The 25982-nt window shown below is 35.8% G+C and carries 32 protein-coding genes and 1 riboswitch; all 32 genes read right to left on the bottom strand.

The window, feature by feature from the left end; genetic code table 11:
- Positions 1 to 37: 37 nt before the first annotated feature.
- Positions 38 to 808: a flagellar biosynthetic protein FliR gene (gene fliR, locus DFR79_RS03450; RefSeq protein WP_243727696.1), complete on the bottom strand. Its 771-nt coding sequence runs from the start codon at positions 806 to 808 to the stop codon at positions 38 to 40.
- 29 nt (positions 809 to 837) lie between these two features.
- Positions 838 to 1107 carry a flagellar biosynthesis protein FliQ gene (fliQ, locus tag DFR79_RS03445; protein ID WP_133514111.1) on the bottom strand — a complete coding sequence of 90 codons (270 nt, stop codon included), beginning with the start codon at positions 1105 to 1107 and terminating at the stop codon, positions 838 to 840.
- A 61-nt stretch (positions 1108 to 1168) separates the two neighbouring features.
- Complete coding sequence (fliP, locus tag DFR79_RS03440; RefSeq protein WP_133514110.1) at positions 1169 to 1933, bottom strand: flagellar type III secretion system pore protein FliP; 765 nt, start codon at positions 1931 to 1933, stop codon at positions 1169 to 1171.
- Positions 1926 to 2291, bottom strand: a complete 366-nt coding sequence (locus tag DFR79_RS03435; protein WP_133514109.1) for a FliO/MopB family protein — start codon at positions 2289 to 2291, stop codon at positions 1926 to 1928. Before DFR79_RS03435 ends, fliP begins: the two co-directional genes overlap by 8 nt.
- 12 nt (positions 2292 to 2303) lie before the next feature.
- Entirely contained in the window at positions 2304 to 3563 is a 1260-nt protein-coding gene (fliY, locus tag DFR79_RS03430) for a flagellar motor switch phosphatase FliY (RefSeq protein ID WP_133514108.1), read from the bottom strand.
- Positions 3553 to 4560 (bottom strand): flagellar motor switch protein FliM, encoded by a 1008-nt coding sequence (gene fliM / locus DFR79_RS03425; protein WP_133514107.1) that lies wholly within the window; start codon positions 4558 to 4560, stop codon positions 3553 to 3555. The genes fliY and fliM overlap by 11 nt, the downstream gene beginning before the upstream one ends.
- Positions 4561 to 4572: 12 nt before the next feature.
- Complete coding sequence (locus tag DFR79_RS03420) at positions 4573 to 5028, bottom strand: flagellar basal body-associated FliL family protein (protein WP_133514106.1); 456 nt, start codon at positions 5026 to 5028, stop codon at positions 4573 to 4575.
- A complete protein-coding gene (locus DFR79_RS03415) occupies positions 5021 to 5869 on the bottom strand; it encodes a flagellar motor protein MotB (protein WP_133514105.1) in 849 nt (282 codons plus the stop codon). The genes DFR79_RS03420 and DFR79_RS03415 overlap by 8 nt, the downstream gene beginning before the upstream one ends.
- On the bottom strand, positions 5859 to 6668 hold the full coding sequence (locus DFR79_RS03410) for a motility protein A (protein WP_133514104.1): 810 nt from the start codon (positions 6666 to 6668) through the stop codon (positions 5859 to 5861). Before DFR79_RS03410 ends, DFR79_RS03415 begins: the two co-directional genes overlap by 11 nt.
- A complete protein-coding gene (locus DFR79_RS03405) occupies positions 6669 to 6878 on the bottom strand; it encodes a flagellar FlbD family protein (RefSeq protein ID WP_111571952.1) in 210 nt (69 codons plus the stop codon).
- Between the two features lie 69 nt (positions 6879 to 6947).
- A complete protein-coding gene (locus DFR79_RS03400) occupies positions 6948 to 8573 on the bottom strand; it encodes a flagellar hook protein FlgE (RefSeq protein WP_133514103.1) in 1626 nt (541 codons plus the stop codon).
- Between the two features lie 192 nt (positions 8574 to 8765).
- A complete protein-coding gene (locus tag DFR79_RS03395; protein ID WP_133514102.1) occupies positions 8766 to 9161 on the bottom strand; it encodes a TIGR02530 family flagellar biosynthesis protein in 396 nt (131 codons plus the stop codon).
- A 20-nt stretch (positions 9162 to 9181) separates the two neighbouring features.
- On the bottom strand, positions 9182 to 9613 hold the full coding sequence (locus DFR79_RS03390) for a flagellar hook capping FlgD N-terminal domain-containing protein (RefSeq protein WP_133514101.1): 432 nt from the start codon (positions 9611 to 9613) through the stop codon (positions 9182 to 9184).
- 13 nt (positions 9614 to 9626) lie between these two features.
- Positions 9627 to 11273: a flagellar hook-length control protein FliK gene (locus DFR79_RS03385; protein WP_133514100.1), complete on the bottom strand. Its 1647-nt coding sequence runs from the start codon at positions 11271 to 11273 to the stop codon at positions 9627 to 9629.
- 70 nt (positions 11274 to 11343) lie between these two features.
- Positions 11344 to 11883, bottom strand: coding sequence for a MotE family protein (locus DFR79_RS03380; protein WP_133514099.1), 540 nt, complete (start codon positions 11881 to 11883; stop codon positions 11344 to 11346).
- Positions 11880 to 12320 carry a flagellar export protein FliJ gene (locus DFR79_RS03375; protein WP_133514098.1) on the bottom strand — a complete coding sequence of 147 codons (441 nt, stop codon included), beginning with the start codon at positions 12318 to 12320 and terminating at the stop codon, positions 11880 to 11882. The genes DFR79_RS03380 and DFR79_RS03375 overlap by 4 nt, the downstream gene beginning before the upstream one ends.
- Positions 12321 to 12345: 25 nt before the next feature.
- Complete coding sequence (fliI, locus tag DFR79_RS03370; protein WP_133514097.1) at positions 12346 to 13653, bottom strand: flagellar protein export ATPase FliI; 1308 nt, start codon at positions 13651 to 13653, stop codon at positions 12346 to 12348.
- Positions 13646 to 14395 (bottom strand): FliH/SctL family protein, encoded by a 750-nt coding sequence (locus tag DFR79_RS03365; protein WP_133514096.1) that lies wholly within the window; start codon positions 14393 to 14395, stop codon positions 13646 to 13648. The genes fliI and DFR79_RS03365 overlap by 8 nt, the downstream gene beginning before the upstream one ends.
- Complete coding sequence (fliG, locus tag DFR79_RS03360; RefSeq protein WP_133514095.1) at positions 14388 to 15392, bottom strand: flagellar motor switch protein FliG; 1005 nt, start codon at positions 15390 to 15392, stop codon at positions 14388 to 14390. The genes DFR79_RS03365 and fliG overlap by 8 nt, the downstream gene beginning before the upstream one ends.
- 21 nt (positions 15393 to 15413) lie before the next feature.
- Positions 15414 to 16952, bottom strand: coding sequence for a flagellar basal-body MS-ring/collar protein FliF (gene fliF / locus DFR79_RS03355; protein WP_133514094.1), 1539 nt, complete (start codon positions 16950 to 16952; stop codon positions 15414 to 15416).
- A gap of 60 nt (positions 16953 to 17012) precedes the next feature.
- Positions 17013 to 17309, bottom strand: coding sequence for a flagellar hook-basal body complex protein FliE (gene fliE / locus DFR79_RS03350; RefSeq protein ID WP_133514093.1), 297 nt, complete (start codon positions 17307 to 17309; stop codon positions 17013 to 17015).
- Between the two features lie 16 nt (positions 17310 to 17325).
- The gene (gene flgC / locus DFR79_RS03345; RefSeq protein ID WP_133514092.1) at positions 17326 to 17754 is read right to left on the bottom strand and encodes a flagellar basal body rod protein FlgC; all 429 of its coding nucleotides are present in this window, start codon (positions 17752 to 17754) and stop codon (positions 17326 to 17328) included.
- Positions 17755 to 17756: 2 nt separating this feature from the next.
- On the bottom strand, positions 17757 to 18143 hold the full coding sequence (gene flgB, locus DFR79_RS03340; RefSeq protein WP_133514091.1) for a flagellar basal body rod protein FlgB: 387 nt from the start codon (positions 18141 to 18143) through the stop codon (positions 17757 to 17759).
- 57 nt (positions 18144 to 18200) lie between these two features.
- Positions 18201 to 18285, bottom strand: a riboswitch (cyclic di-GMP riboswitch).
- Positions 18286 to 18374: 89 nt separating this feature from the next.
- Entirely contained in the window at positions 18375 to 18728 is a 354-nt protein-coding gene (locus DFR79_RS03335; protein WP_133514090.1) for a response regulator, read from the bottom strand.
- A 152-nt stretch (positions 18729 to 18880) separates the two neighbouring features.
- The gene (locus DFR79_RS03330) at positions 18881 to 19384 is read right to left on the bottom strand and encodes a chemotaxis protein CheD (protein ID WP_243727695.1); all 504 of its coding nucleotides are present in this window, start codon (positions 19382 to 19384) and stop codon (positions 18881 to 18883) included.
- Positions 19368 to 19970, bottom strand: a complete 603-nt coding sequence (locus DFR79_RS03325; protein ID WP_133514088.1) for a chemotaxis protein CheC — start codon at positions 19968 to 19970, stop codon at positions 19368 to 19370. The genes DFR79_RS03330 and DFR79_RS03325 overlap by 17 nt, the downstream gene beginning before the upstream one ends.
- A gap of 24 nt (positions 19971 to 19994) precedes the next feature.
- Positions 19995 to 20489 (bottom strand): chemotaxis protein CheW, encoded by a 495-nt coding sequence (locus DFR79_RS03320; protein WP_166637957.1) that lies wholly within the window; start codon positions 20487 to 20489, stop codon positions 19995 to 19997.
- A 112-nt stretch (positions 20490 to 20601) separates the two neighbouring features.
- Positions 20602 to 21096 carry a chemotaxis protein CheW gene (locus DFR79_RS03315; RefSeq protein WP_133514086.1) on the bottom strand — a complete coding sequence of 165 codons (495 nt, stop codon included), beginning with the start codon at positions 21094 to 21096 and terminating at the stop codon, positions 20602 to 20604.
- A 13-nt stretch (positions 21097 to 21109) separates the two neighbouring features.
- Positions 21110 to 23101, bottom strand: coding sequence for a methyl-accepting chemotaxis protein (locus tag DFR79_RS03310; RefSeq protein ID WP_133514085.1), 1992 nt, complete (start codon positions 23099 to 23101; stop codon positions 21110 to 21112).
- A 30-nt stretch (positions 23102 to 23131) separates the two neighbouring features.
- Entirely contained in the window at positions 23132 to 25117 is a 1986-nt protein-coding gene (locus DFR79_RS03305) for a chemotaxis protein CheA (RefSeq protein ID WP_133514084.1), read from the bottom strand.
- Positions 25118 to 25153: 36 nt separating this feature from the next.
- Positions 25154 to 25543 (bottom strand): flagellar export chaperone FlgN, encoded by a 390-nt coding sequence (locus DFR79_RS03300; protein WP_133514083.1) that lies wholly within the window; start codon positions 25541 to 25543, stop codon positions 25154 to 25156.
- A gap of 14 nt (positions 25544 to 25557) precedes the next feature.
- The gene (fliS, locus tag DFR79_RS03295; protein WP_133514082.1) at positions 25558 to 25965 is read right to left on the bottom strand and encodes a flagellar export chaperone FliS; all 408 of its coding nucleotides are present in this window, start codon (positions 25963 to 25965) and stop codon (positions 25558 to 25560) included.
- Between the last annotated feature and the right edge of the window lie 17 nt (positions 25966 to 25982).

The following is a 25982-nucleotide window of genomic DNA, read 5'->3' as shown; positions in this document are numbered from 1 at the left end:
AACTTAAAATTATAAAAATATTAGATATAAAATTTTATTAAGGGGCAATTAATCTAAACATTGCCGGAATTTCATTAATCACATTCATCAGTATCTCAGAATAGTAACTATTTAAAACAGGCATTAAAATAAAGAGTAAAATTAAACCTGCCATTATTTTAATGGGAAGACCAATCACAAATAAATTCATCTGGGGAACTGATCTGGCTAAAAAAGCAAGAATAATATCTATAAAAAAGATTGCACCAGCAATAGGTAGGGCAATTTTAACTCCTAAAACAAACATATCAGCACTTCTGCGGAAAAAATACTGCCAGATTTGATTAGAAAAATTAACCCGTCCGGGGGGAATAATCTGAAAAGATTCGTAGAGATGTCTCACTAATAACAAATGTCCATTTAAAGCCAGAAAAATTAAAGTAACAAAGATATTTTTCAGCTGACCAATAACAGGAGAATTAACACCACTAAAAGGGTCAACTACATTGGCAATTCTAAATCCCATCCTCATATCAATTATCTGCCCCCCTAATTGAACTGCAGCAAAAACCAGGAAAACAGTTAGCCCCATAAATAGACCAATACTGGCCTCACTAATAATCTCTACAATCACCAGAAGATTGTTTTCCGGATAAACCGGCTGATACATCCCATAAACAAGGGGGAAAGTAAAAACAGCTAAAGTAACAGCTACTAAAATCTTGGCCTGATACATAATTACCTGACTGCTAAATATAGGGGTCAAAAGCATCATCCCAATATAGCGGCTTAAAATCAGAAAAAATAAGTATATATATTCATTAATCATTAATCCCTCAATCAATTTAAATCAACACCTTATCCAATATAGGTAGGGATATTCTCAAAAAGCTGCTGTACAAATTCTACTACTGTTGTCATAATCCAGGGACCAAAAAAAGCAATTGATCCTAAAACAGCAAATATTTTGGGTACAAAGGCCAGAGTCTGCTCCTGAATTTGAGTAGTCGCCTGAAAAATAGCAACTAATAAGCCGGTAACTAATCCTGCTCCCAGAACTGGCAGCACAACAATTATTACTGTATATAAAGCTCCCCGTCCAATATCTAAAATTACTGCTTCTCCCATTATTTTCAACTCCTAAATTAGTAAACTTCACAGCTTTTAAATTATATATTTCCAAAATTCATTATGAAAAAGTCTCTACAAGTGATCCAATTAATAAGTGCCAACCATCAGCCAGCACAAATAGTAAAATTTTAAATGGTAATGAGATAATTACAGGTGGTAACATCATCATCCCCATGGACATTAAAATACTGGCTACAATCATATCGATCATTAAAAATGGTATATATAATAAAAATCCTATCTGAAAGGCAATTTTAATTTCATTGATCAAAAAAGCGGGTATCAGAATATAAGTGGGAAGATCCGCCCTGGTCTCCGGTCGCTCAATCTCAGCAATATTAGTAAATAAAGCTAAAGAACGCTCATCAACCTGGTTAAACATAAATTCTCTGACCGGATCAACTGTGTTTTGATAGGCCTCTTCTAAAGATATTTCTTCCGCTAAATAAGGCTGGAGGGCATCCTGATTGACTCCCTGCCAGACCGGTGCCATGATAAAAACGGTCAAAAAGATTGCAATTCCGATTAAAACCTGATTGGGAGGCATATTATTTAGAGCCAGAGCTCTTTTTAAAATTGAAAAAACAATTATGATTCTGGTAAAAGAAGTAAAGAGAATTATGATTGCTGGAGCTAAAGATAAAATTGTTAACAGCAGTAAAATTTGAAGTGATAATACAAGATCATCACCCTGATTTTCAGCTGTTCCATCTCCAATTTCAAAAGAAATATTAGGAATATTAAAATCCTGAGCAGAAGCAGAAAAGGTTAAACCAAATAACAATAACCCGATTAAGACCAGTAAAAATAATTTCTTAAGCATCCTGATCACTGCTGTTAGAATTGTTATCTTTAGCCAGAATGTTTTTAAGTTTTTTCTTGAAATCAGATTTATTTGTATTTTTTTCTAATTTCTTAAAATCAAGATCAATCTCTTCTATCGGCCAGCTTTTTAAATAATTCAACTCTTCTTTGCTGCCGCCGAGCATTACAATTTCGCCAAAAACTTTGACCAGATAAATAGTTTCTCCATTGGCAAGTCTCATAGTATCAATTATTTCCATCTGTCTGGAGTTATTTAAATTAAATCTATTTTTTATCAAATAATAAATTGCTAAAATAAAGGCAATTACTAAAACAAGATAAAAGCTTATTTTAAATGTTTCCCAGAGGTAATTCATTATATCACCAACCTATATCTTTGATAAGCGTTCAGCGGGACTAATAATATCCTTGACTCTAAAACCAAAGTTCTCATCAATAACAACAACCTCTCCCTTAGCTACCAGTTTACCATTAACCAGTAAATCTACTGGTTCTCCTGCAAGTTTATCCAGTTCGATGATTGAACCATCTCCCAGATCCAGGATATCCCTGATTTTCATTACTGTTTTACCCAGGCGTACTGTAACTTCCAGGGGAACATCTTTAATTAATTCCATATTGTTTGGCAGCGGTTGAGTAGAAGCTTCATCAAATTCGGGGAACTGTGCTGACTGAACATCAACTTTTTCCTCGCGTTCAATATTTCTATTTTGAGGCTGTCTGCGCTGCTGTGGTGCCTGCTGCTGTCTGGAACTAGACTGAGACTCGCGAGAAGAAGCTTGAGCTGTATTTAAAGCCGCAGATTTCTGTGGTCCTGCTGCAGTCTCCTCCTGATATTCCTCTTTGACTGAGGTATCAACTTCCTCTTTTACTTCTTCCTCAATTTCCGCTTCATCTATCGTATTATCCATTAAACCTGTACCTGCATGTAAAAGTGATTCCGCCAGATTTTTGACAAAATTATAGGATGAAATCTGTTTAAAGCTGCTGTCAATTACATCTCCAACCTTTAATTTAAAAGAAGTAACAACAATTTTTTCTTCCGGATCAAACCAATCTCTACCTTCTTCAATCACATCATCCAGATCAATATATTCTGCTGTGGGAGGAGAAATATTCACCAGTTCATCTAAAATATTAGACATTGCCGTAGAAGCAGCACCCATCATCTGATTCATGGCTTCTCCAACAGCACTAATGGAAATTTCATTTAGCATTTCCTGGTCCATACCTTCCAGACCATCTCCACCCATCATTAAATCTGCAATTACTGCAGCATCTTCTGTATCAATAACAAGCAAACTTAAACCTTCAATTCCTTCTACATATTCTACCTTAACTAAAACACAGGGCCGATCATATTCTTCAATTAACTGCTTAAAAGTTTGAACTTCAACCTCCGGAGTTGTAATATCTACTTTTTCGTCAAGTAATGTGGAGAGCGCTGTAGCTGAAGAGCCCATAGCAATATTATTTACTTCTCCAATAACATCAATTTCTTCTGAACTTAAATCAAACAAATCTGCTTCATTATCAGCAGCTTCGTTTTCTGCTGCAGATTCTTCATCCTCATCATTCATCAATGCGTCTATTTCGTCCTGTGATAAAAAGTTACCATCATTCGTCATCGTCTTCACTCTCCTCTAACAAGTTTTCCGCTACACCAATTATTTGTACTGCTTTATGTTTGTTTTTATTACCTACAACTGCTTCGTATTTTCTTCTGCTGCCAATTTTAAGTTCAGCATTTTCTTCAACCTTTTTATCAAGACGAATTACATCTCCAGCTTGAAGATAAAGAAAATCTTCGACTGTGATTTCCGTACTGCCTAAAACTGCATCAACTTCAACCAGAGCCTCATTTAATCTTTTACGCAATTTTGCTATATGTTCTGGAGTCTGTTTTTCTCTTGTACTTGAAAACCAGTATTGAGCATTCAAATTACTTACAATTGGCTCCAACATAATATATGGTAAGCAGATGTTCATCAACCCTTCACTACCACCAATTCGCGCTGAAAGAGTAATAATAATTGTCATATCACTATCAGGAACAATCTGGGTAAACTGAGGATTTGATTCTAGTTCAAGCAGCTTTGGTTTTAAATCTGAAATATTTTCCCAGGCTTCACTAAAACCTTCTAAAAGCCAGTTCATAACTCTTTTAATTACTACCTGTTCAATATCTGTAAATGAACGAACATCATCAATCGGATTACCAAAACCACCAAAAAGTCGGTCTATCACTGCAAAACCAATTTCGGGATTGATCTCAAAAATAAATTGTCCTTCCAGAGGTTCTAAATTACTGATACCAATAATTGTTGGTTCAGGTAAGGAATGAATAAACTCAGAATACGAAAGCTGTTCAATTGAGGCTACTTCGAAATTAACCATACTGCGAAGTTTAGTGGATAAAGTGGTCGTAAATAATCTAGATAAATTTTCGTGGATCATCTGTAAAGTACGCATCTGCTCTTTAGAAAGCTTATCAGGTCTTCTAAAATCATAATCTTTGATCTCTTTTTCTTCTGATTGTTCTTTAGCTTCCTCTACATCAAGACTACCATCACTAATTGCAGAAAGCAGAGAGTCTATTTCGTTTTGATTTAGTACATCAGCCATCTTTTATCCTCCCTACTGGACAACCAGTTCTGTAAACCAGACATTTGTAATTTTTCCGGAAATTAAGATTTCATTTACTTTATCTTTTACGATTTTTTTAATTGTATTTGCACCGGGTTCTTTTAAAATTTCTTCGTTCTGTGCTCTTAAGGTAGAAATGATTCTGTCTCTAATTTGAGCTGAACGTTTATCCAGTTCTTTTACCATCTCTGTACTTTCAAGTTCAAAAACAATACTGGCTCTAACAAAATTTATTTGATTATTATTGGAAATATTCACAGTATAATCTCCAGCATTATAGGTTGGTCTGATATCTTCTATACTGGTAATTTCCTTTTCGTTATTTTTATCATCACTGGAAACAGAAAAATAAGTAAAAAATGTAAAACTTGCCACCCCAGTTATAATAATAACTAATACTACAATTAAGGCCAGCATTTTATAGTTCATCTGTCCTTCTTCAGCCATCTCTATTTCCTCCTTCCCCAGCATTATCAGTGCTGTCAACATTTTCAGTATTAATTTGATTATTTGTTTCTGCTTCATCTGCCGCATTATTCACTTCTGCATTAGCCCCACTATTTAGAGTGTACTGGGAATTTAAGACCACCACCTCGACCCTTCTGTTTTCTGCCCTTCCTGCAGCTGTGCTATTATCTGCAACAGGTCTATATTCAGAGTAGCCAGCAGCTGAAAGACGGGCCGGATCAAAGTTTCTCTCTTCAATCAAAAATTTAATTACATTTACAGCTCTTGCAGTTGATAATTCCCAGTTAGAAGGAAATTCATTAGTTCTAATCGGCACATTGTCTGTATGACCTTCAATCATAATATCATTGGGAATATCTTTTAGAATATCAGAAATCATAGCCAGAACTTCTCTTCCCTGTTCTCTTATCTCAGCCCTACCCTGTTGATATAATATTTCTCCGGTCAGGCTAATTACAAGGCCTTTTCTTTTATTTTCAACATTCACTCGATCACTCAAATTATTTCTTTGTATATAATTATTTAATTCTCTCATGATCTGCTGAATATTTTGAGGAGCCTGAGCATAGTCCTGTCCCAGTGTTCCTGCATCAATATTTGGATTTTCAGTAATGGTCTTACCACTATCTAAAATACCAAGCTGACTCTGCAGGGCTGAAATAAAACCCTGGAATTTTTCTACATCCATTGAAGAAAAAGAATAAAGGAGTACAAAAAACACTAAGAGTAAGGTCATCATGTCACCAAAGGTGGTCATCCAGGCAGGGGAACCACCTCCATCATCGCCTCCACTATTATTATTCCTATTTTTACGAGGCATTTTCTACAGCACCCACCTCTCCGGTTTCGTTAATTCTGGCTTCTACTACCTCTTTTTCTTCTTCTGAGAGGAAAGCATGTAGTTTTTCTCTTACAATTCTCGGGTTTTCACCGGCCTGTATTGATAGAATACCTTCGATAATAACTTCTTTAACGTGGATTTCATGATTACTCTGAGTTTCTAAGTTTTTAGCAAGCGGGATAAATATCCAGTTTGCAAGCAGTGCACCATATAAAGTGGTAATCAAAGCTACAGCCATCCCTGAACCAAGCTGATTTGGATCATCAAGCTGACTTAACATCTGAACCAATCCAATTAGGGTACCGATCATCCCAAAAGCAGGTGCCAGCTGACCCATTGTTGCAAAAATACCTCTACCTTTTGCATGTCTTTCTGCTAAAAAAGTTAGTTTGGTCTCCAGAATATTTTTAACTAATTCTGGATCTGTACCATCAACCACCAGCTGAATTCCTTTTTGTAAAAATTCATCATTCATTTCGGCTGCGTCATCCTCTAAGGCTAAAAGCCCTTCTCTTCTCGCTTTTTCGGCAAAATTAACTAAATTTTCGATTACATGTTCTGACTCCATTTTGTCATCCTGCAGTGAAACTCTTAAAAGATTGGGTATATTTTTTAAATCTTGGAAAGTATAACTGATCATTACACCGGCCAGGGTACCACCGAGAACTACCAGGGCAGACTGCATACTAACAAAGATTACTACATTACCACCCAGTATAGCTACCAGTGAAAATATTATTGCTCCTGCTACTAATCCAACTATTGTCGCTAAATCCATTTAAGATCTCTCCCCTGTTCTAGAAATTCCAGCCATTATTTCCTGTCTAAAATTAACTACTTTATTAATTATATCATCTGCTGTATCTTTGACAAGCAGTTTCTTGCCATTAGTCAGAGTAATGACGGTGTCTGGAGTTTCCTGCACCTCTACTATCAAGTCAGCATTTAATACAAATTCTTTTCCACTTGTCCTGGTCAATTTAATCATCATACACTTCCTTTATTATCTGTCAGGCCGAAATCTAAAATAGACTTCAGCCTGACAATTTAGATCAAGTTATCTTTTTAGATTAACCAATGTCTGCAGCATTTCATCTGAGGTTGTAATCAGCTTTGAGTTAGCCTGAAAACCTCTCTGAGCTGTGATCATATTTGTAAACTCCTGTGAAAGGTTAGCATTTGACATTTCCAGGGTTGCTGGAGCCAGGGAACCAAAACCACCTTGAGCCGCAGCACCTAATTCCGGATCTCCAGAGTTACTTGTTGTCTGGAAAACTCCTTCCTGCCTCAGCAGACCAGAAGGGTTAGAAAAGTTTGCTAATCCTAATTTAGCCAGAGTCTGAGTTAAACCATTACTGTAAGAACCAACCACATCTCCAGTTTCAGTAAAGGAAAAGGACTCTAAAGCACCAGAGGCATAACCATTAACATTGGTAAAGTTAGCGGTCATATCACCGGCGAATTGAGTCATGTCACTGAAATTAAGTTCCACAGTCTGTGAAGTTCCTGGTCCTGGAGGAGTAAAAGTCAAGTCTACAGTTTCTCCACCATCGATATTTCCATTACTATCAAAAGAAATTACATGGTCACTTCCACCTAAAACGTTAGTAACCGTATTATTGTTAATTTCCACTTCATTTTCATTAATTGTCCATTCATTATTGGCAGTTTTTTCTAACTCAAGGTTAACTGTGTGTTTTGCTCCCTGACTGTCAAAAACATCAACAGCAATGTTTCTGACTGCTGTTTGATCAAAAGCAAGATTAGCATTTTTAGTTGTGTCTCCATTTTGAGCAATCAAAAAGCCATCATTGATATTTGTAATTGAACTCCCTGAAGAATCAACTAATGCATCCATCGTAACTGATGAACCATTTAAATTAACATTAAAACCAGAAGTTAAGTCTGTACCACTACTAGTTTCAAAAGTTACTACTTCACCATCATTATCCGTAATTAAAGTTCCAGAAATTTTATTTGAGCCTGAACCAGCAATATTTGTTGTAATTTCTGCACCTGAAAGTGTAAAATCCCAGACATTATGCTGACCTTCAACAGGTGTTAATGAAAATTCCAGAGTATCAGAATTACCACCTGCACTCAAGTCTAAATTCTGCTCCAGTATATCCAGAGTATTTGTCGCATCAGCATCCAGATTTTTGCCAAAACTAACACTGTCAGTTTCCTGAGCATTAATTTCCTGCTTTAAAGTAACATCATCAATAGTCTGGGCATTAAAATCACCATAATCACCATTAGCATCTGCCATCCAGCCCTGAACTAACATTCCGGTACTGGAAGAATATAATCTACCCTGTTCATCAAAGTTTAAGTTTCCTGCTCGAGAATAAACCTGATTGTTGCCATCTCTCAAGACAAAGAATCCATCACCCTGAATTGCAACATCAGATGTTTTTCCAGTTGACTGCAGGTTACCAGAAGACATATCACTATCAATACTTCCTACCCCAACACCAAGTCCAACCTGCTGTGGGTTAGTACCAGCACGATTATCCTGTGGTGCAGAAGCACCCTGAATAGTCTGACTTAACATTTCCTTAAAAGTAACACGGCTGCTTTTAAATCCAATTGTATTTACATTAGAAATATTGTTACCTGTTACATCCATCATCTGCTGGTGAGCGTTCAAACCTGACACACCGGCATACATCGATCTTAACATATAATTTTTCCTCCTTCAGTATTTATCGGAGTTCCACTGTTATCGACAGCAGAACAGAGCTTCCTGAAAAAGGTCCAGCTCATATCCGATTTTAAGCTAAATGTTATAATTTTTCAGCTTAAAGTCTTGCTCATATTCTCTATTTTCTTCTATTCTGCTTTTTATGATTAGTTAATTGCTTGATAAACATCTTTATTTCATAAACACAGCACTATCAATATTGGTAAATACATTATCGTCCATACTATCCTCATCTACAGCTGTTACGACTGTGTTGTTTTCCACACTAACAATATAAGCCACCTTATTAACCATTACCAGCGAATCTCTTGCACCTTTGTCTCTAGCTTTTTCTACTCCACTATTTAGCTTATCAATTTCAGTTTTAGAAACCGGAATAGAACGAGAGTCGATTCTTTTCTGTGCATGTTTGGAAAATGATAATTTTTCTTTTCCATTTAACTTTTCTCCCAGTATATCTTTAAAAGAAGGAGAATCAGATTTTTTGTTTTCCTGAGCAGGCTTATTCTGCTGTTGTGTTTTACGAAGAGGCTGTATTGGCTGCTTGATCTGTAATCTATTATCCATATTTAACACCTCTTTTTGCTTTAAGCTTCGACATTCTTAACCTGAGTAATATTCTTGATTTCAATCTCTGATCCTGTATCCAGTACTGCTAATACTTTATCATTGGAAGATTTAACCGCTTCCACAATTCCCTTAAGCTCAACACCTTCAACATTGGCAGTAATTTCTCTTCCAATTAAATTACTGTTATCAATCACCCGATTAGAACTTAATTTGTCTTCCAATAAAGAATAGAGTTTTTCAGTTTTCTCAAGGGAACTAAATTCTGCCATCTGAGAAATAAACTCTCTGTCTTTCATAGGGTTCAGTGGATCCTGATTTTGAAGCTGAGTAATTAAGAGCTTAAAAAATGCATCCTGACCTAAACCATTATTGCCCTCAAGACTCTCTCTCTGTGTTTCCTGTTCATATTGAGTGTTTTGAGATGCTGCTACACCCGTAATATCTGGCATTTAATTACCTCCTTTATGCAAGCAGATTAAGATTTTCGTTAGAAAAAGCTGCTCTGTTTATTATTTCCTGCTGTCTCATAATTATGTTTTCACTATCTAGATTTGAATTGCCAGTATTTCTTTGAACATAGTACTGTCCCTGAAAAAACTGGCGCTGTTCATATTCCTGATTCTGACCGGTTTCTCCATCACTAAAAGCAGCATCCTGATCATCAAAAGCAAACTCATCCTGTTTACTTACCTGCTGGGGTGCTTTTTTGGCAACTTCTATTTTAAACTGCTCGATATTAATTCCCTGTTTTAGTAGGTCTGACTTTAACCCTTTGAGGCTGTTTTCCAGTTGAGCTCGAACAAGCTCACTCTCAACCAGCATTTTCCCTGTTAACTTTTGATTATCATAGGCAAGGCTGATATCAATTTTACCGAGTGATTCCGGTTTTAACTGAATCTGCATCTCTTTTGTTTCTGGAGAATATTGACCTCTAAACTGTTCGACAACCTGAGATCTCAAATTAGCATTTTCAGCTAAATTAGCAGTATTATTCAGACTGATGTTTCCTGAATTTAAATTATTAGCCAGACTCTGATTTTCTGGATCAAAGTCAAACACAAAATTAGAATTTTTTAAATCAAAAAAGTTATTTTGATTTTTACTCTCTAATTCTCCACCTGAACTGAAATTTAGGGTAGAATCACTGTTTAAAGTGAAAATATTAGTATCACTAAACTCAACATTAACAGCTGTCTTCTGATTACTAACTTTATTCTTTTCTGCAGCCAGCATTTCTTTTAACTGAGCACTAAGCTCTGCCAAAATTGAAGATTTATCTTCCAGATTGAAAGTTTCTCCTAATTCACTAAAGTTTAGATTTTCTGACGCAAGAGCCTGACTTAACAGAGGGAGTTTTAAATCCTTCTGCTCAGAAACTGCAGTTAAATCTTCTAAACTAAGATCACTTTTCTTAAAAAGAGAAGCTAGTTCTGTTAACTTTTTTGGCAGATTTTCAGTACCTAAAATCTGCTGAAGCTTAGCTTCTGGATTTTTAAACTTGCCAGAATTTGAGTTGATCAGCATTTTAGCAAGTTGATCAAGTTCTGCTTTCAATTTAGAATTCTCTACTCCAGTTAACTTCTGGTCTCCAGTTTCTAATAATGAAGCCAGCTTTTCCAGGCGACCAGGATTAAGAGTCATAGATTCTGGATTTTCGCTCTTCCCATCCTGATTAAAAAGATGAGTCTCCTCAGCACTGACTGTGTTTTGATCATTACTATTTTTTGCCAGTAATGATTTGAGATCTGAAACATCCAGATTATTATTTTGCAAATTAAGCATCAGCTGTTCTAACATTGCTTTCTGCTGACTGCTCAAACTAACACCCTGAAGCAGAGCCAGTAATTCTGCAGGAACTTCTTTATTGTTTTTACTAAGGATTTTTTTTAGTTTACTTAGAAACTCCTGATCACTGAGTGAAGAAGATTTATCTTTAACAGAGTCATCATTTTCTAGATTACTCTTTTGACTGCTTTGATTCCGCTGATTAATCTCCTGCATCGTCTCTGAAAAACTTCTGCTGCTGTTCCCGGGGATTTGCTTTCTCTTAGCCGGCGAAAAATCGTTTTTGCTGACCTGAAGAATATTATTTAATAACGCTTCTGTCATTTATTCACCTCCTTTCTTTGATTATTAATCATAAAATTAATAAACCTGGATAAGGAAATATATCCATTATTTATTCTAAACCCAGCCGACTGATAAATTGTGCAGCCTGCTGCTGGGGCATAGACTCTAAAATTGAAGCTGCCTGTTCATCATCTAACCTGCTTAAAACTTCAACAGCCAGATTGTTTTCTAATTCTTGAATTACAGCTGCTGCAGCTTCTGGCTCCATCTGACGATAGATATTTGCGATTTTTTCCAATCTTGCTTCTCGATTCTGCTCCTCCGTATTTAGGGCTTCATAATCTGATTCTAAATCTGCAATCAGCTTATCCCGTTGAGCAAGTTCTTCCTTTAAATTCTCTATTTGAGCTTCCAGTTCTGCTATTTGACTGTCTTTTTTACTTATAGTGTTCTTCAGGGAAGCATTTTCTTCCTCTAAAGAATCTAACTCCTGCCGGGTAATTATATAATCTTGAACAACTGGTGTGCTGTTAGCTAGATTACTTACTGTAGCTTTTATATCGATTATCCCCAGTGCATTAAATGACCAGGATAACATTACAAATAATATTAAAAATAATACTAAAAAAAATAAAATCTTTTTTATCAAGTTAATCGACCACCCATAGAATAATGTCTGCCTATTTCATCAAGTTCTTTTTGTTCATCTTCCAAAAATTCTTTGACAAATTTTTCGATTTCCTGTTCTTTTAATTTTTCCATAGTTTTGCGTTCCTTTTTCTTTTCCATTAAAACCTTAAGCTGCTCCTTTATTGCTTCTTTTTTTTCTTCCTTCTTCTTCTGGGCAGCCGCTTCTCTAGCTTTTAATTCTTTTAAATATCGTCTGAGGCTGATATTTAAAGTGAGATCATTTTCCTGATCCCGCAGATGTTCAAAAACATCTTCTTTTTCTGATTTTATAGTCTTAATCTTATTTTTAATATCATTTAACTCTTTTTTTAAAAATAAATATTTGTCTTCTTCCTGTTCTTCCTGTCTGATTCTCAAATTTAAGATTTTTTCAAACTTAAATTTATATCCCTTCATCTTTCAGCCACCTTTATTTCTTAGACTAATTATTAGCTATTTTGATTAAGCGCTGAACAGTATCCTCATAATTGGTTTCTTCGTTAATTCCCTGAGTTAAAAAATCATTAATTTCATCAATTTTATCAATAGCTTTATCTACTTCCGGGTTGGAGCCCTTCTCATAGGCACCAATATTTATTAAATCTTCTGATTGATTATAGGTTGCAATCAATTTCTGCAGTCTGGCTGCTGCCTGACCGTGTTCTTCACTTACTATATCTTCCATAATTCTGCTGACACTGCTTAGAACATCAACAGCAGGATAATGGCTGGATTCTGCAAGCTCTCTGGATAAAGAAATATGTCCATCTAAAATACCTCGAACGGTGTCGGAAACAGGTTCATTAAAATCATCACCTTCCACTAATACAGTGTATAAGGCAGTAATTGAACCCAGATCATTGGTTCCAGTTCTTTCTAATAACTTCGGCAGTTCAGCAAATACAGAAGGTGGATAACCTCGTGTTGCTGGAGGTTCGCCAATAGCAAGTCCAACTTCTCTTAAAGCCATCGCAACCCTGGTAACAGAGTCCATCATCAGCAGTACATCTTCACCCTGATCTCTAAAATATTCAGCAATTGCTGTTGCAATATTCGCTGCTTTAACCCTTAACAGTGCCGGTTGATCTGAGGTAGCAACTACCACAATTGAGCGTTCTAAACCTTCTGGACCAAGATCCTTTTCTATAAAGTCCCTAACCTCACGGCCGCGCTCACCAACCAGACCAATTACATTAATATCAGCATTGGTATTCCGGGCGGCCATTCCGAGTAAAGTTGACTTACCAACACCACTTCCGGCAAAAATACCCAGGCGCTGACCTTTACCACAGGTTAAAAAACCATCAATACAGCGAACCCCTAAAGATAAAGGATCTTTAATTCTTTCCCGAGTTAAGGGATTTGGCGGCTTGCGATTGACCGGAACCTCACTTAAACCACTTAGATTATCATCATTAATCACATTCCCACTGCCGTCAATTATTTTACCCAGCAGTTCTCTCCCAACTTTAACCTTTAATTTCTGATCAGTTGCCACAACTCTGGCTCCAGGTTTGATCCCTTCCATTTCACCAATCGGCATCATCAAAACTTTATTATCATCAAAGCCAACTACTTCAGCTTTAATATCTTCGTGTTCACCTTTGATTAAGCATAGTTCTCCGAGTGAAGCCTGAGGCCCAATTGACTCAATAACAAGTCCAATTACACGATTAATATGGCCAAAATTTCGAGTCATATTAATGTCCTTAAGCTTATTTTCTAATTTTGACATATCCAGATTAATCATGCTGTTCTACCTCTTTTAATAACTCAGTTCTAATTTGATCAAGTTTGTGCACTAGACTTCCTTCTTTACCACCAAGGCTGGTTTCCACTACACAGTCCCCTTTTTTTAGTTCAGGATCTGAAACAAATTCAATGTTTTTCTGATTTATATGCTCATAAAATCTATTTTCCTCAATATAGGGAAGCAGTTGTGGATTAACTCTAACCACAATGTCCCGGTGATTGTCATCTATTTTGCTCAACATGTCAGAAATAATATTATTAATCATCTCATGTTCGGTCTCTAATTTAACATCAATTACAATACTGGCAATTTTAACAGCCAGTTCAATAATTTCTGTTCTGATTCTATCTTTTTCCCGACTAAACTCTTCTTCAAAACCAGAGATCAGAGAAGCCAATTCTTCTTTTAAGCGGTCTATTTCCGCTTCGGCATTTTCTAAACCTTCAGCTTCAGCTTTAGATTTAAGCTCATTATAAATTTGATCCTTTTCAGCCAGGATCTCTTCTTTTTCTTTTTTAGCAGCATCAATTATTTTTTCTGCTTCTGCTTCTGCATTTTCAATAATTTCCTGAGCTTCCTGTTCAGCCTGACTAATAACCTGCTGCTGTTTTTTTGCTTTTCTATTTCCACCGGTGCCCGAATCAGATTCAGAATTATTGTCATTAAAAGAAAGAGTTTTAGGATTTTGATTTATTATATATTCTCCTGTAACCTTCGAGGCCTTAATAACTTTAGACAATTACTTCACTCTCCCCACCTCTGGCAATGACGATTTCTCCACTTTCTTCTAATTCTCTAATCACATTAACAATTCGCTGCTGTGCATCTTCTACCTCTCTAATTCTGACGGGTCCCATAAACTCCATATCTTCTGACAGCATTTCTGCAGCACGCTGGGACATATTACCTGTTATAATATTCTCCACTTCATCACTGGCAGTTTTTAATGCTAAAGCAAGATCATGAGTTTCAACCTGACGCAGTACAAGCTGTACTGCTCTATCAGATAAAAGTACAACATCTTCGAAAACAAACATTCTTTTTTTGATTTCCTCAACTAATTCCGGATCATCTTCTTCCAGTTTATCTAAAATATTTTTTTCTGTCCCGCGATCTACCTGATTTAAAACATCAACTATTGATTCAATACCTCCAGCGCTGGCATATTCATTGGCAGCAACTGAGGAAAGTTTCTTTTCCAGTACAGATTCAACTTCTTTAATAATTTCTGGAGATGTTCTATCCATAACAGCTATTCTTTTAGCTACTTCACTCTGGATATCTGGTGAAAGTGAGGATAAAACCTGAGAAGCTTGAGCTGCATCAATATACGAAAGAATCAGAGCAATTGTCTGGGGGTGTTCTCCCTGAATGAAATTTAGAAGTTGGGTTGGGTCTGATTTGCGTATTGAATCAAAAGGACGAACCTGCAGAGTAGCCGTTAAACGATTAATAATGCTGCGTGTCTTATCTTTACCAAAAGATTTTTCCAGTATTTTTTTAGCATAATTAATTCCGCCGGAATTAATGTAATCATTTGCTTTCTGAAGCTGCAGAAATTCTTCCTGAATCTTTCTTTTCATTTCAGGATCAATTTTATTTTGATTTGCAATTTCTAAAGTTAATTTCTCTACTTCTTCATCATCTAAATGTTTAAAAACATCTGAAGACACATCAGGTCCCAGTGAAATTAACAATATGGCTGCTTTTTCTTTACCTGACAACTCATCTCTCATAACAAAAACTCCTTCGACATTTTATTCATCAACTAACCAACTTCGAATTAACTTAGCTGCATTTTCGGGATCAGAATGAATGACATTCTCTAGTTCATTTTTAAGTTTAGCTCTTTTTCTCTGGTCTGCATCTGGTTCAAATAAATCAATTTCTTCTTCATCTTCTTCCACCGCTACATCAAGTCTGCCGCCTCTATCTGCTGCAGGTTTTTTACGATATAAGTAGATAATTAAAGCAGAAGTTAAGATTAATACTAATAAGATAAGACCACCATAAATATACATCTGACGCTTTTCTGCTGCCTGCTGAGCCTGCATTGCTTCCTGAGCCGCAGTTTCTAAAGAATCATCAAAGGCAATGGAACTAATATTTAAGACATCGCCTCTTGCTTCATTATAACCAATTGCCGCTCCCACAGCATTTCTAATCTGCTCAACTGTTTCTTCCTCAGTGTTCTGATCAATCATTACCGACACAGATAAACGCTCTACCTCTCCCGGAGCATAAATATGTTTTTCTATTCTTTCGTTTATTTCATAATTTGTAATTGTATTTTCGCGTTCATAACTGCTGGTTTCTGCAGCATCTGCCCCCTGATATTGGGGAATGTTTGCATCTACCCCAGGTGCACCACCTGTTACTCCATTCTCCCGAGTTTCCGTGTTTACTTCCTGACTGCGGACAATACCGCTGTCATCAACCACTGGAGTATAGGTTTTGCTTTCTGCCTGTCTCTGATCAAAATTGAGATTTGCATTAACCTGAACAGCAAAATTGTTTGGCCCCACAACTTTTGTTAGTAAGGCGGTTAAATCGTTTTTTAAAGAAGTCTCAAACTTCTGCTGCAGAGCAAAATTTTGAGGGTTAGACCAGTTATTGTCTCCGGTATTGGAAGGCTTAGATAAAAGATTACCATTAGTATCAACTATTGTAACCTCATCTAAGGGTAAATCCTGAACTCCGCTGGCAACTAAATTTTGGACAGCACTAACCTGTTCTGAACTCATATTAAAGCCAGGATTTAGTTTTACCATTACTGAAGCAGTAGCAGATTTTTCCTCTGCCAGAAAAAGACTTTCTTCAGGCGGAGTAATCTGAACTCTAGCAAATTCTATCCCGGAAATTGATTGAATCGAGCGGCTTAATTCGCCCCCGAGTGCTCGATAATAATTAACTCTTCTCTCAAACTCGGTTGTTCCAAAGTCACTGCTGTTAAAAATTTCAAATCCAACCACTCCCTGATCCGGAAGACCGGCTGAAGCCATATCTAATCTCAGTCTATAAATCTCACTTTCTGGAACTAAAATTGTATTGCCATTACCTCCAAGTTGATAATTAACATTATTTTCATCCAACCGTTCTACAATTGCTGCAGTATCCTCTGTAGATAAATTGGTAAAAAGAGGTTGATAATTATTAGAAGCTCCTCTAAAAATAAGATAGCCGAAAACACCAGCCATAATTAGCGTGAGAATAATAATTAGAATTTGTACACCTTTATTTAGTTTTTGCCATGTATTCTGTAGTTCTTCTCTGTATTTTGCGAAAATTTCGGCCATCACTATACCTCTTCCGTAAATACTCTTTGATCAATATTGTCCGTAATCCTATATCTGCTCCTATACCTGTAAACGCATAATTTCATTATAAGCATCTATCACCTTTGTCTGCACAGCAGTTGTTAAATTAATAGCAACTTTTGCCTTTTCTGCTGCAATCATAACATCATGTATGTTATCTGTTTCACCGACAGCAAAACTGGCTGTCACTGCCTGCGAATCTTTTTGAAGTTCATTAACCTGATTTAGCTTTTCCCTGAACAAATCGGAAAAAGCCTGTGTTTTGGTGTTCTTATTTTCTTTTTCAATTGCAAAGTTTTCAAATCCAGTCTGAAATTTAATTGGGTTTATTTCCATACTTCCTCCTCCTTAATTAAGTGCTGATATTTAAAGCACTATTTGCCATACTCTTATAATTAGAAATGGCCTGGATATTTGCTTCATAAGCACGACTGGCATCTATCATATTTACCATTTCTGTCATCACACTTACATTGGGCAGTTCAACATAACCCTCTTCATTCGCATCCGGATGGTCAGGACGGTATTCTAAACGAAATGGAGACTGATCTTCGGCAATTTTCGCAACTTCGACTCCGGCTGAATTAACACCACTGATATTCCCCGATCCTGCTTCCATCTCTCTGTCCAGTTTCTGTTTAAAAATTGGCACTTTCCTTCGATATGTATTACCGTCTTCATCTCTTGTCGTTTCTGCATTAGCAATATTAGAAGAAATTGTATCCATCCTCAGACGCTGGGCTGTTAAACCAGATGCACTAATATCTATACCTTTAAACATAATTACTTACCTCCCTGCTGAATAACCTGATTTAAGATAGAGAAATGTCCGGCAGCTCGTTTGGACATCACATTATAATAGATCGTATTTTTGGCCAATTCAGCCATCTCTACCTCAACATCAACACTGTTTTCGTCATTTCTATAGTTTCTATTATTCTGACTGACCTCAACAGAAGCATATTGTTTACTGAAAGGAATATGATCACTTCTTGTAGTTTCTAAATTTATAGAGCTAGCTGAGCCCATTTCCTTTTTCAGAGCAGACTTAAAATTAATATCCTGCCGTTTATAGCCGGGGGTACTGATATTCGCCAAATTATTAGCAATCAAATCTCCCCGTCTGGCAGAACCAGCAAGCGCTCTGGTTATGACTTCCAAATTATCCATATTCTATTCCTCCTTTGAACTCAAAAAAATCTATAGTCTGTAACCATAGATTTTCGAATGTGCAGCCTGGCGGTCATAATAAAAATATCTTAGACCCATAACTTTGCGTCATTAGCTTTCACTAATTTTGCTAATATTTAATACAATTGTGTAATATTGTACTATATATTATATTTATTGCACTATATGTTAAATATAGTACAAATCAGAGATTTTTCAAATTTAAATTCTTTATAACAGCTTTTTTAAAGATTCCATAACTCTATCTTTTTTAAAAGGCTTAACAATAAAATCTTTGGCCCCCATCTCAATGGCCTGAATTACAATTTTTTGCTGTCCCATAGCACTACAGACTACAATTTGAGCATCTGGATCAATATCCTGAATGGCCTTTATGGCTTCTAAACCATCCATTACCGGCATTGTTATATCCATTGTTACTATATCAGGTTTTAATTCCTGATATAATTCCACCGCTTCTTTTCCATTTTCTGCTTCCCCTGCTACTTCAAAATCGTCTTTTAATATATTTTTTAAGTTTAATCTCATAAATGCTGCATCATCCACAATTAACACCCTAGGCATTTAAAAATTACCTCCTCTAAATAATATCCACTATTAACTACTATAATAACAGAAATGATTTTTATTTACAATAGTAAAAAGCCCATTTACAAAAATAATAGAACTTTTTTCTTTTATTATGAACTTATTCCTTTTATTACTATATATTATTTTTAAATTGTTTTCAAGTCCCTGCTGAAAGATTTTACCTCAACCCGACCATCATCAAGATAAAAATACATTGAACGACCATAATCTTTCCCAACATCACTGCCAATTATTTTTATGCCAATATTTTTTAATGTGTCTTTTACTGCTTCAATATTTCTGGCTCCAATTTTCATCACGGAATCTCCACTTTCAGATTTAAACATCCCGGCTCCACCGACAATTTTAGCTGAGAGTCGTCTTTTTTGAGCCCCCAGACTCTCCAATTCTTCTATCAAAAATGGAATCCCTGTATCAGCATATTTTACAATTTTTTTGCCACCTGGATTTTCCGGCAGCATAATATGAACCAGACCACCAACTTTAGAAAACTTATCATAAAGAGCAATTCCAATACAGGATCCAAGTCCCAGGGTAGCCAGAACTGTATTTTCATCACCTACTGCATGGTCTGCCATTTTGACAACTAATTTTTCTGCTACCTGATCCGAACTAGGCAAAATTACCACCTACCAGCTTTTCAAATAGAAAATCAAGGGAGTCCTTTTCGGGAATAAAGAAATAAAATAACTCTAGTTTTTCTTCACCGGCAATAAACTCTGTTTCTAAAAGCAAAATAAAATCTTCTGTCTGGCTGTAATCAATAACAGAAGAGCTTAAAACAGCGCCAGCCATATCATAAGCCATTGCAGGTACACTCTGATCTAGATCTAGATCAGTAAAATCATTGATTGCTTTTAAATAGGCTCCACTTAAAATATTTCCCAGCTCATTGAGGGCAGAATGCTGCATTGACTTTTCTGGTAATTCGTCAGTAGAAAAAATTAGCTTTAACATCCTCTCTACATTTTCCATATCCACAACCAGTAAGATCTTACCTGATATTTCTCCAGAAAAATTAATCATAATACAGGCAATATATTCCTCTTCATCACCGGTAATTGATGGTAGATCCTGAATATCAATCAGTTCTACCTTGGGAACTGTCATATTGATTTCCTGTCCAATCATACCGGAAAAAGCAGTAGCTGCATTACCTGCACCAATATTCGCCACTTCTTTTAGAATATCCTTTTTACCCTGATCTAAATCCATAAACATACCTCCCGATATTATTGTTTAGCTGTCGATTCCTCCATCAACATTTTTTAGTTCTTCAATCTCATGATTGCTCAGAACATTTTTAAGATTAAGCAGCAAAAGCAGTTCATCATCTTTATCTGCTCTGCCCACACCTTCGATATAGTCACTATCAACTTTTTTGGCTAAATCAGGTAAATTAACAATGTTTTCTTTTGTTAAAGGCTCAATTTCTTTAACATCATCTACCATCATCCCTGCAGTCAAACCATCAAGCTCTACAATAATGATTTTTTCTTCTTTATCTTCTTTATTACCCTTAATATTAAGTCGTAGTTTTAAGTTAACTACAGGTACCACAGATCCCCGCAAGTTTATTATTCCACTGATAAACTCAGGGCTGTCTGGAACAAAAGTCATCTCAGTATTAGACAAAATTTCTTTTGTCTGATTAATGTTAACTCCAAATTTCTTATCTGCTAAATAAAAAATAACATACTGTTTTTTATCCTGGCTGATCTCTTTAATCTGCAAAATAACCACCTCCAGCTTAAATTTTATTAGATTAATCTTATAAAACAGTTTTCCCCATTAAAAATTATTAAGAAATAATAACTTTATAATGGGGAAAGTTATTAATAATTTATTAAGTAAAAAGCGTTTTTTCTAAGTCAAGTAGAATTAAAAGATGATCTTCATCCCGGGCACAAACGCCGCGTAAATAATCCTGTCGTAAATTACTCTCCACATCTGGCGCAGGAGTAATACTATCCTCTTCCAGCCAGACAATTCCTTCAATATGATCTACCTGAATTCCTAAAAGCATTTCATTTACTTCAACTGTAATAGTCCTCTGCTCATCTTCTTCAAAATCTCCACTATCCTGGTCAATTTCAAAGCGGCTGTGCAGATCAACTACCGGAACAATAATACCTCTTAAATTAATAACACCAACCACATGCTCCTCAGTATTTGGTACATTAGTAATTTGAGCAGATTTAATAATCTCTCTGGTATACTCTATCTCTATCCCGTATTCTTCTTCTCCAATATTAAAAACTACATATTGAGCCTGACCGCTTTTCTTATTATTTTGATTTTTAGCTTTTTCTAAATCCAAGCGCTCCTGAGCTGTCTCCATAATCACACCCCATTTATGAAATTTTGAATTCTCCTACCAATTCTTTTAATTCAACTGTCATTTCAGTCAAACTATCAACTGCCTGATTCAGATTTTCCATTGATTCAGATTGTTTCTGGACCGACTCGGAAATCTGATCACTGTTTACTGCCTGTTCTTCGGTAACCCTGGATATATCCTGGCTTCCTTTAGAAAGTTCATTAACCGAAGCTGCTGTTTCTCTAACCTGTGCCACCACATCTTTAATTTTATCAGTAATATTATTAAAGGTCTTACCTGTTTCAGAAACAGAGCTTGCACCAGTTTTGATCTGATCATTTGTATTATTAATAACTCCAACTGTGGCTCCAATTTCATCCTGCAGGTTATCTACCAGACTCTTAATTTCATCAGTAGATCCTTTTGTTTCTTCTGCTAATTCTCTAATCTCATCTGCCACTACTGCAAATCCACGTCCTGCATCTCCAGCTCTGGCAGCCTCAATAGCCGCATTCAAAGCCAGCAGGTTTGTCTGTTCTGCAATTGAAGAAATCATATTAACAATACCATTTATCTTACCGGCAGATTCATTTAAATTATTAATCTTATCAATTGACTTTGCAGAAACTTCCATTACTTCTTCCATTTCTCTTTCTGTTTTCTGCATTTCCTCCAGACCACTTTCTGCCAGTACATTAACCTGATCTGTATAGTTAGTAATTCCCTGAACATTTTCGTTAATTTCTGTACTGGAAGAGGCAAATTCTTCTGCAGATGCTGCAACCTCTTCAATTGAGGCAGAAAATTCTTCTACTGAAGCAGCAACATTATCGATAGATGTTGAAGTCTCTGCCGCTGTATGTTTTAATTCTTCCCCAGTTTGATCAGTTCTGACGGCAGAATCCTTAATATTAACAACCAGCTTTTTAATATTATCTACCATCTTATTAAAAGCATCAGCAAGCTCCCCAATTTCATCATTATTTTCAATGTCTACCTTTTCTGTTAAATCTCCCCCAGCAATAACATTGGCCGAGTCTCTCAATTTCAAAATTGGTTTTGCGATATAGCCGGCAATATAATATGCAACTACCATTCCAATTATGACAGCAATTAGACCAATTAAAATACTCATATATCTCATAGAAGTAATTGGAGCCATAACATTTGAATTTTTTGCCTGAATCGCAAGCGACCAATTAGCAGACTTTAAAGGGGCAAAAGCTACACCACGTTCGGCTCCCAGAAAATGATAGAATTCAATTTTACTGGCATCTGACTGCATTTGCTGAAAAAGCGCTTTGATTTCTTCTCCGCCTTCTTTTAGCAGTGATTTATTTCCCTGATACTCAGGATTTTCGTGAGCTATCACATAATTATTTTGATTAATAACAAACCCTGAGCCTTCTCCATTAATATTCATTGAAGCGATCATTTCATTAAATTCGGAAAGAGGAATTGATCCCCCAAAAATCATATTTAATTTTTCAGCTATATAATAAGGTTCAACTATTAAAACAGACTCTTCCTCTGCTCCTGGTGTCTGTACAGGATCACTGATGAAAACTTCTTTACTCTCTAAAGCTCGCTTAAAAAAGCCCATTTCAGAGACATCTATTTCTTCAGAGGATAGTGTTGTACTCATCTGACCATTTAAATCAATTAAAAAAAGTGAAGACAGATAAGGATGCTCCTCTACTATTGTTGCAAAATGTTCGTTGTTCCCCATATTAAAGTAAAGCTGTCTTGCTAATTCCGTATCTAAAGTTGTACGGCTGTCAAACCAGGTGTGGTCAAGATTTTTAACTGAACTAACACTCTGATTTATAACCATATCCAATTGTTTTGCATTATTTTGAACCTTATCTAAAGCTGCCTGATAAATACTTTCTTCCAGGATACTGCTTGATTGAAAATATGTAAAGACTGAAGAAAGTAAAATTAAAGCTAAAACTAAAACACTAATAATAATTACTAATTTGGTTCTAATACTCTGCCAGTTTATTTTGTCAATGCTGAGGTCCATTATTTAATCTCTCCTATTTAAGTTTTATATTTATGCAACAATATCTCTTACATCAATAATTAAAGCAACATCCCCATCACCGATAATTGTAGCACCACTGATATATTCAGTATCCTGCAGGTAATTACCGAGAGATTTTATAACAATTTCCTGCTGATTCAGCAGTTCTTCTACTATTAAACCAATATAACGGTCACCGCTCTTTAAAATTACAACTGATAAATCAGAATCAGATTTTTTGAATGAATCCAGATTCTTATTACCAAATATTTCAGAAGCAGAAACAAGTGGTATAGTATTTTCCCTTAAGACAATTACATCCTTGCCTCTAACTTTTTTGATATTTTCAGGACTAATTGTCAGAGTTTCGCTGACAGCATTTAGTGGAATAGCAAATGTATCACCATCAACTGTAATCATTAAAGCCTGAGTAATTGCCAGAGTCAGCGGCAGAGAAATAGTAAAAGTACTTCCTTTTCCCAGTTCAGAATCAATACTAATCTGACCATCAAGTTTTTTAACTACATTGCGGACTATATCCATTCCCACACCACGTCCGGATACATCTGTAACTTCAGCAGCTGTACTGAAACCAGGGTGAAAGACAAAATCAAGTATTTCTCTTCTTTCTAATTGATCCAGCTCTTCTTCTCCAACTATCCCCTTTTCTACCGCTTTACGACCTATAATATCAGAATCAATACCAGCACCATCATCTGTAACTTCAATGATGATTTCACTACCCTTCTGGTAAGCTTTAAGTTCTATCCGTCCTTCTTCATCTTTTCCTTTAGCCTTTCTTTCTTCCGGCTTTTCAATACCGTGATCAATAGCATTTCTCAAAAGATGAGTTAACGGATCAGATAATTCATCAATAATTGAACGGTCCAGTTCGGTTTCCTGACCTTCCATGACAAAGTCAATCTCTTTATTCATTTTATTAGAAAGATCTCTAATCATTCTCGGAAATCTACTAAACATTACTCCCACCGGCACCATTCTAATCTGCATCACAATGTGATGTAATTCCATGGTCACTCTATCTAACTGAGGAATAATCTCATTAAATTTAGATTTCTGAATATCCAGAGACTGCAGGCGAGTTTTATTGATTAATAATTCTCCTACCATATTCATTAAAGTATCCAGTTTGGAGATATCAACTCTAACAGTTGAACTACTCTGGAAAGAATTAACCTTATGTTCAGCATGAAGACTTTTGCTGTCACTTTCCTGATTTTGTTTTTCCATCTCCAGAGATTCGATTTCAGTGAAGTTTGTAATCTCTGCTCCAGAAATCTCTGCCAGTTCTTCTTTAAATTCACCTGCTGGCAGCCAGCTCAGAGCATAAACATCTAGTTCAGAAACGGCTGCTTCTGATTCTTCAATTTCATCTTTAGCTGGTGTAGATTTAAACAGCTGGGCAACTTCTTCAATTTTTTTAAGAACCATAAAAGCTCTCACACTCTGAAAATCCTGTTCATCTAAGACAACTTTTAAATGATAAATTCTTTCCTTATCCTTTTTTACTTTCACCAATTCTTTCTTTTCTACCTGAGTCAGATTAAAGCTGAAATCATCAGCTGTTTCCCCGGAACTATTTTGCTCACTGGCTTCAGAATCAGCAGCCTGCTGACCATAATTAGCCAGTTCCTGGATAAACCCTTCTAAATTAATGCCTTCAGGTTCTGCACCCTCATTTTCCCTAATCTTTTCGACCAGAAACTGGATATTATCCAGCCCCTGTAATAAAAGATCAATAAACTCTGTGTTCACCTCAAGTTTACCTTCTCTAACTCTATCTAACATATTTTCCATTTTATGAGTTAGTTCTGTTAAGTTTTGAAACCCCATTGTTGCAGCCATTCCCTTAAGTGAATGAGCCGCTCTAAAAACTGCATCAATTGTTTCTTTATCCCCTGGATTATTTTCGAGGGTTAAGATCCCATTGTTCAGGGTTTCAACATATTCCTTTGCTTCATCAAAAAACATATCTAAATAACCATTGTCCTGCATTAACTTCCCCCCTAAGTTTAATTATTGCTAAAATTACTAGCTTTTTTCATCAAAAAATTTAGCTTCGTATTTATCGGAATTAAGATATCCTTTAATACTTTTTTCCCTGCTGTACAGGGAAATCATTTTTTCCTTGTTTGCATTCTTTTTCTTCTCCAGAGCCTGCATATTCTGAGACTGCAGCTTACTAATTTCCTGCATTAATTGATATAAAGCGTCTCTTTTTTTCTGCAGTTCCTCTCTAGATAAAGAAAAAGCAAGATGGGCAAAATAATCTTTTGGTTCAATTTTATCAATCTCAGAAATCAGGCTGTTTTTCTCTTCTAATTTCTCTTTTAAATTATCAAAGTCCCCCTCTTCAATCAGATCTGACTCTGCTTTAGTAAGGGACTTTAAATTTTGATATAATTTAAACAGGTCTTTCATAAATAAACCTCCACTTAAACACCAATATTTACTTTTTTCTGTTCCCCAGAATTTTGGGTGATTACAATTTCTTTATAAGTAACAAATAATTCTTCTACCAGAGGTATAACATTATCAAGATGTCTGGTGTTTTTATTTAAATTAGCCTGGATAAGCTCTCTATAAATAAAATCATAGAGACTTTCCAGCTGGACAGCAATTTCTCCACCCTGTTCTTTGTTTAATGTACTCTGCAGCTCTAAAATAATATTTTGTGCCTTAATTATATTCTTATGGCTTTCTTCTATTTTTCCTTCTTTTATGTTGTTTTTTGCTAATTTCATAAATTTAACTGCACCCTGATAAAGCATCAATAAAAGCTTACCTGGACTTGCTGTTTTGATCTGCATCTGCTTGTATTGATCAGCACTTCTTCCCTGCATAATAATAACCTCCTAAA

Origin of the sequence: Halanaerobium saccharolyticum (genome assembly GCF_004362045.1) — a bacterium.
GTDB classification, from domain to species: domain Bacteria; phylum Bacillota; class Halanaerobiia; order Halanaerobiales; family Halanaerobiaceae; genus Halanaerobium; species Halanaerobium saccharolyticum_C.
The sequence above is the reverse complement of the archived record's forward strand: the minus strand, read 5'-3'. Positions and strand labels throughout refer to the sequence as shown.

Excerpts from the sequence above, each read along its gene's own strand:
- fliR (WP_243727696.1), bottom strand. The coding sequence starts at position 808 with ATGATTAATGAATATATATACTTATTTTTTCTGATTTTAAGCCGCTAT.
- fliQ (WP_133514111.1), bottom strand. The coding sequence starts at position 1,107 with ATGGGAGAAGCAGTAATTTTAGATATTGGACGGGGAGCTTTATATACA.
- fliP (WP_133514110.1), bottom strand. The coding sequence starts at position 1,933 with ATGCTTAAGAAATTATTTTTACTGGTCTTAATCGGGTTATTGTTATTT.
- DFR79_RS03435 (WP_133514109.1), bottom strand. The coding sequence starts at position 2,291 with ATGAATTACCTCTGGGAAACATTTAAAATAAGCTTTTATCTTGTTTTA.
- fliY (WP_133514108.1), bottom strand. The coding sequence starts at position 3,563 with ATGACGAATGATGGTAACTTTTTATCACAGGACGAAATAGACGCATTG.
- fliM (WP_133514107.1), bottom strand. The coding sequence starts at position 4,560 with ATGGCTGATGTACTAAATCAAAACGAAATAGACTCTCTGCTTTCTGCA.
- DFR79_RS03420 (WP_133514106.1), bottom strand. The coding sequence starts at position 5,028 with ATGGCTGAAGAAGGACAGATGAACTATAAAATGCTGGCCTTAATTGTA.
- DFR79_RS03415 (WP_133514105.1), bottom strand. The coding sequence starts at position 5,869 with ATGCCTCGTAAAAATAGGAATAATAATAGTGGAGGCGATGATGGAGGT.
- DFR79_RS03410 (WP_133514104.1), bottom strand. The coding sequence starts at position 6,668 with ATGGATTTAGCGACAATAGTTGGATTAGTAGCAGGAGCAATAATATTT.
- DFR79_RS03405 (WP_111571952.1), bottom strand. The coding sequence starts at position 6,878 with ATGATTAAATTGACCAGGACAAGTGGAAAAGAATTTGTATTAAATGCT.
- DFR79_RS03400 (WP_133514103.1), bottom strand. The coding sequence starts at position 8,573 with ATGTTAAGATCGATGTATGCCGGTGTGTCAGGTTTGAACGCTCACCAG.
- DFR79_RS03395 (WP_133514102.1), bottom strand. The coding sequence starts at position 9,161 with ATGGATAATAGATTACAGATCAAGCAGCCAATACAGCCTCTTCGTAAA.
- DFR79_RS03390 (WP_133514101.1), bottom strand. The coding sequence starts at position 9,613 with ATGCCAGATATTACGGGTGTAGCAGCATCTCAAAACACTCAATATGAA.
- DFR79_RS03385 (WP_133514100.1), bottom strand. The coding sequence starts at position 11,273 with ATGACAGAAGCGTTATTAAATAATATTCTTCAGGTCAGCAAAAACGAT.
- DFR79_RS03375 (WP_133514098.1), bottom strand. The coding sequence starts at position 12,320 with ATGAAGGGATATAAATTTAAGTTTGAAAAAATCTTAAATTTGAGAATC.
- fliI (WP_133514097.1), bottom strand. The coding sequence starts at position 13,653 with ATGATTAATCTGGATATGTCAAAATTAGAAAATAAGCTTAAGGACATT.
- fliG (WP_133514095.1), bottom strand. The coding sequence starts at position 15,392 with ATGAGAGATGAGTTGTCAGGTAAAGAAAAAGCAGCCATATTGTTAATT.
- fliF (WP_133514094.1), bottom strand. The coding sequence starts at position 16,952 with ATGGCCGAAATTTTCGCAAAATACAGAGAAGAACTACAGAATACATGG.
- fliE (WP_133514093.1), bottom strand. The coding sequence starts at position 17,309 with ATGGAAATAAACCCAATTAAATTTCAGACTGGATTTGAAAACTTTGCA.
- flgC (WP_133514092.1), bottom strand. The coding sequence starts at position 17,754 with ATGTTTAAAGGTATAGATATTAGTGCATCTGGTTTAACAGCCCAGCGT.
- flgB (WP_133514091.1), bottom strand. The coding sequence starts at position 18,143 with ATGGATAATTTGGAAGTCATAACCAGAGCGCTTGCTGGTTCTGCCAGA.
- DFR79_RS03335 (WP_133514090.1), bottom strand. The coding sequence starts at position 18,728 with ATGCCTAGGGTGTTAATTGTGGATGATGCAGCATTTATGAGATTAAAC.
- DFR79_RS03325 (WP_133514088.1), bottom strand. The coding sequence starts at position 19,970 with ATGGATTTAGATCAGGGTAAAAAGGATATTCTAAAAGAAGTGGCGAAT.
- DFR79_RS03315 (WP_133514086.1), bottom strand. The coding sequence starts at position 21,096 with ATGGAGACAGCTCAGGAGCGCTTGGATTTAGAAAAAGCTAAAAATCAA.
- DFR79_RS03310 (WP_133514085.1), bottom strand. The coding sequence starts at position 23,101 with ATGGACCTCAGCATTGACAAAATAAACTGGCAGAGTATTAGAACCAAA.
- DFR79_RS03305 (WP_133514084.1), bottom strand. The coding sequence starts at position 25,117 with ATGCAGGACAATGGTTATTTAGATATGTTTTTTGATGAAGCAAAGGAA.
- DFR79_RS03300 (WP_133514083.1), bottom strand. The coding sequence starts at position 25,543 with ATGAAAGACCTGTTTAAATTATATCAAAATTTAAAGTCCCTTACTAAA.
- fliS (WP_133514082.1), bottom strand. The coding sequence starts at position 25,965 with ATGCAGGGAAGAAGTGCTGATCAATACAAGCAGATGCAGATCAAAACA.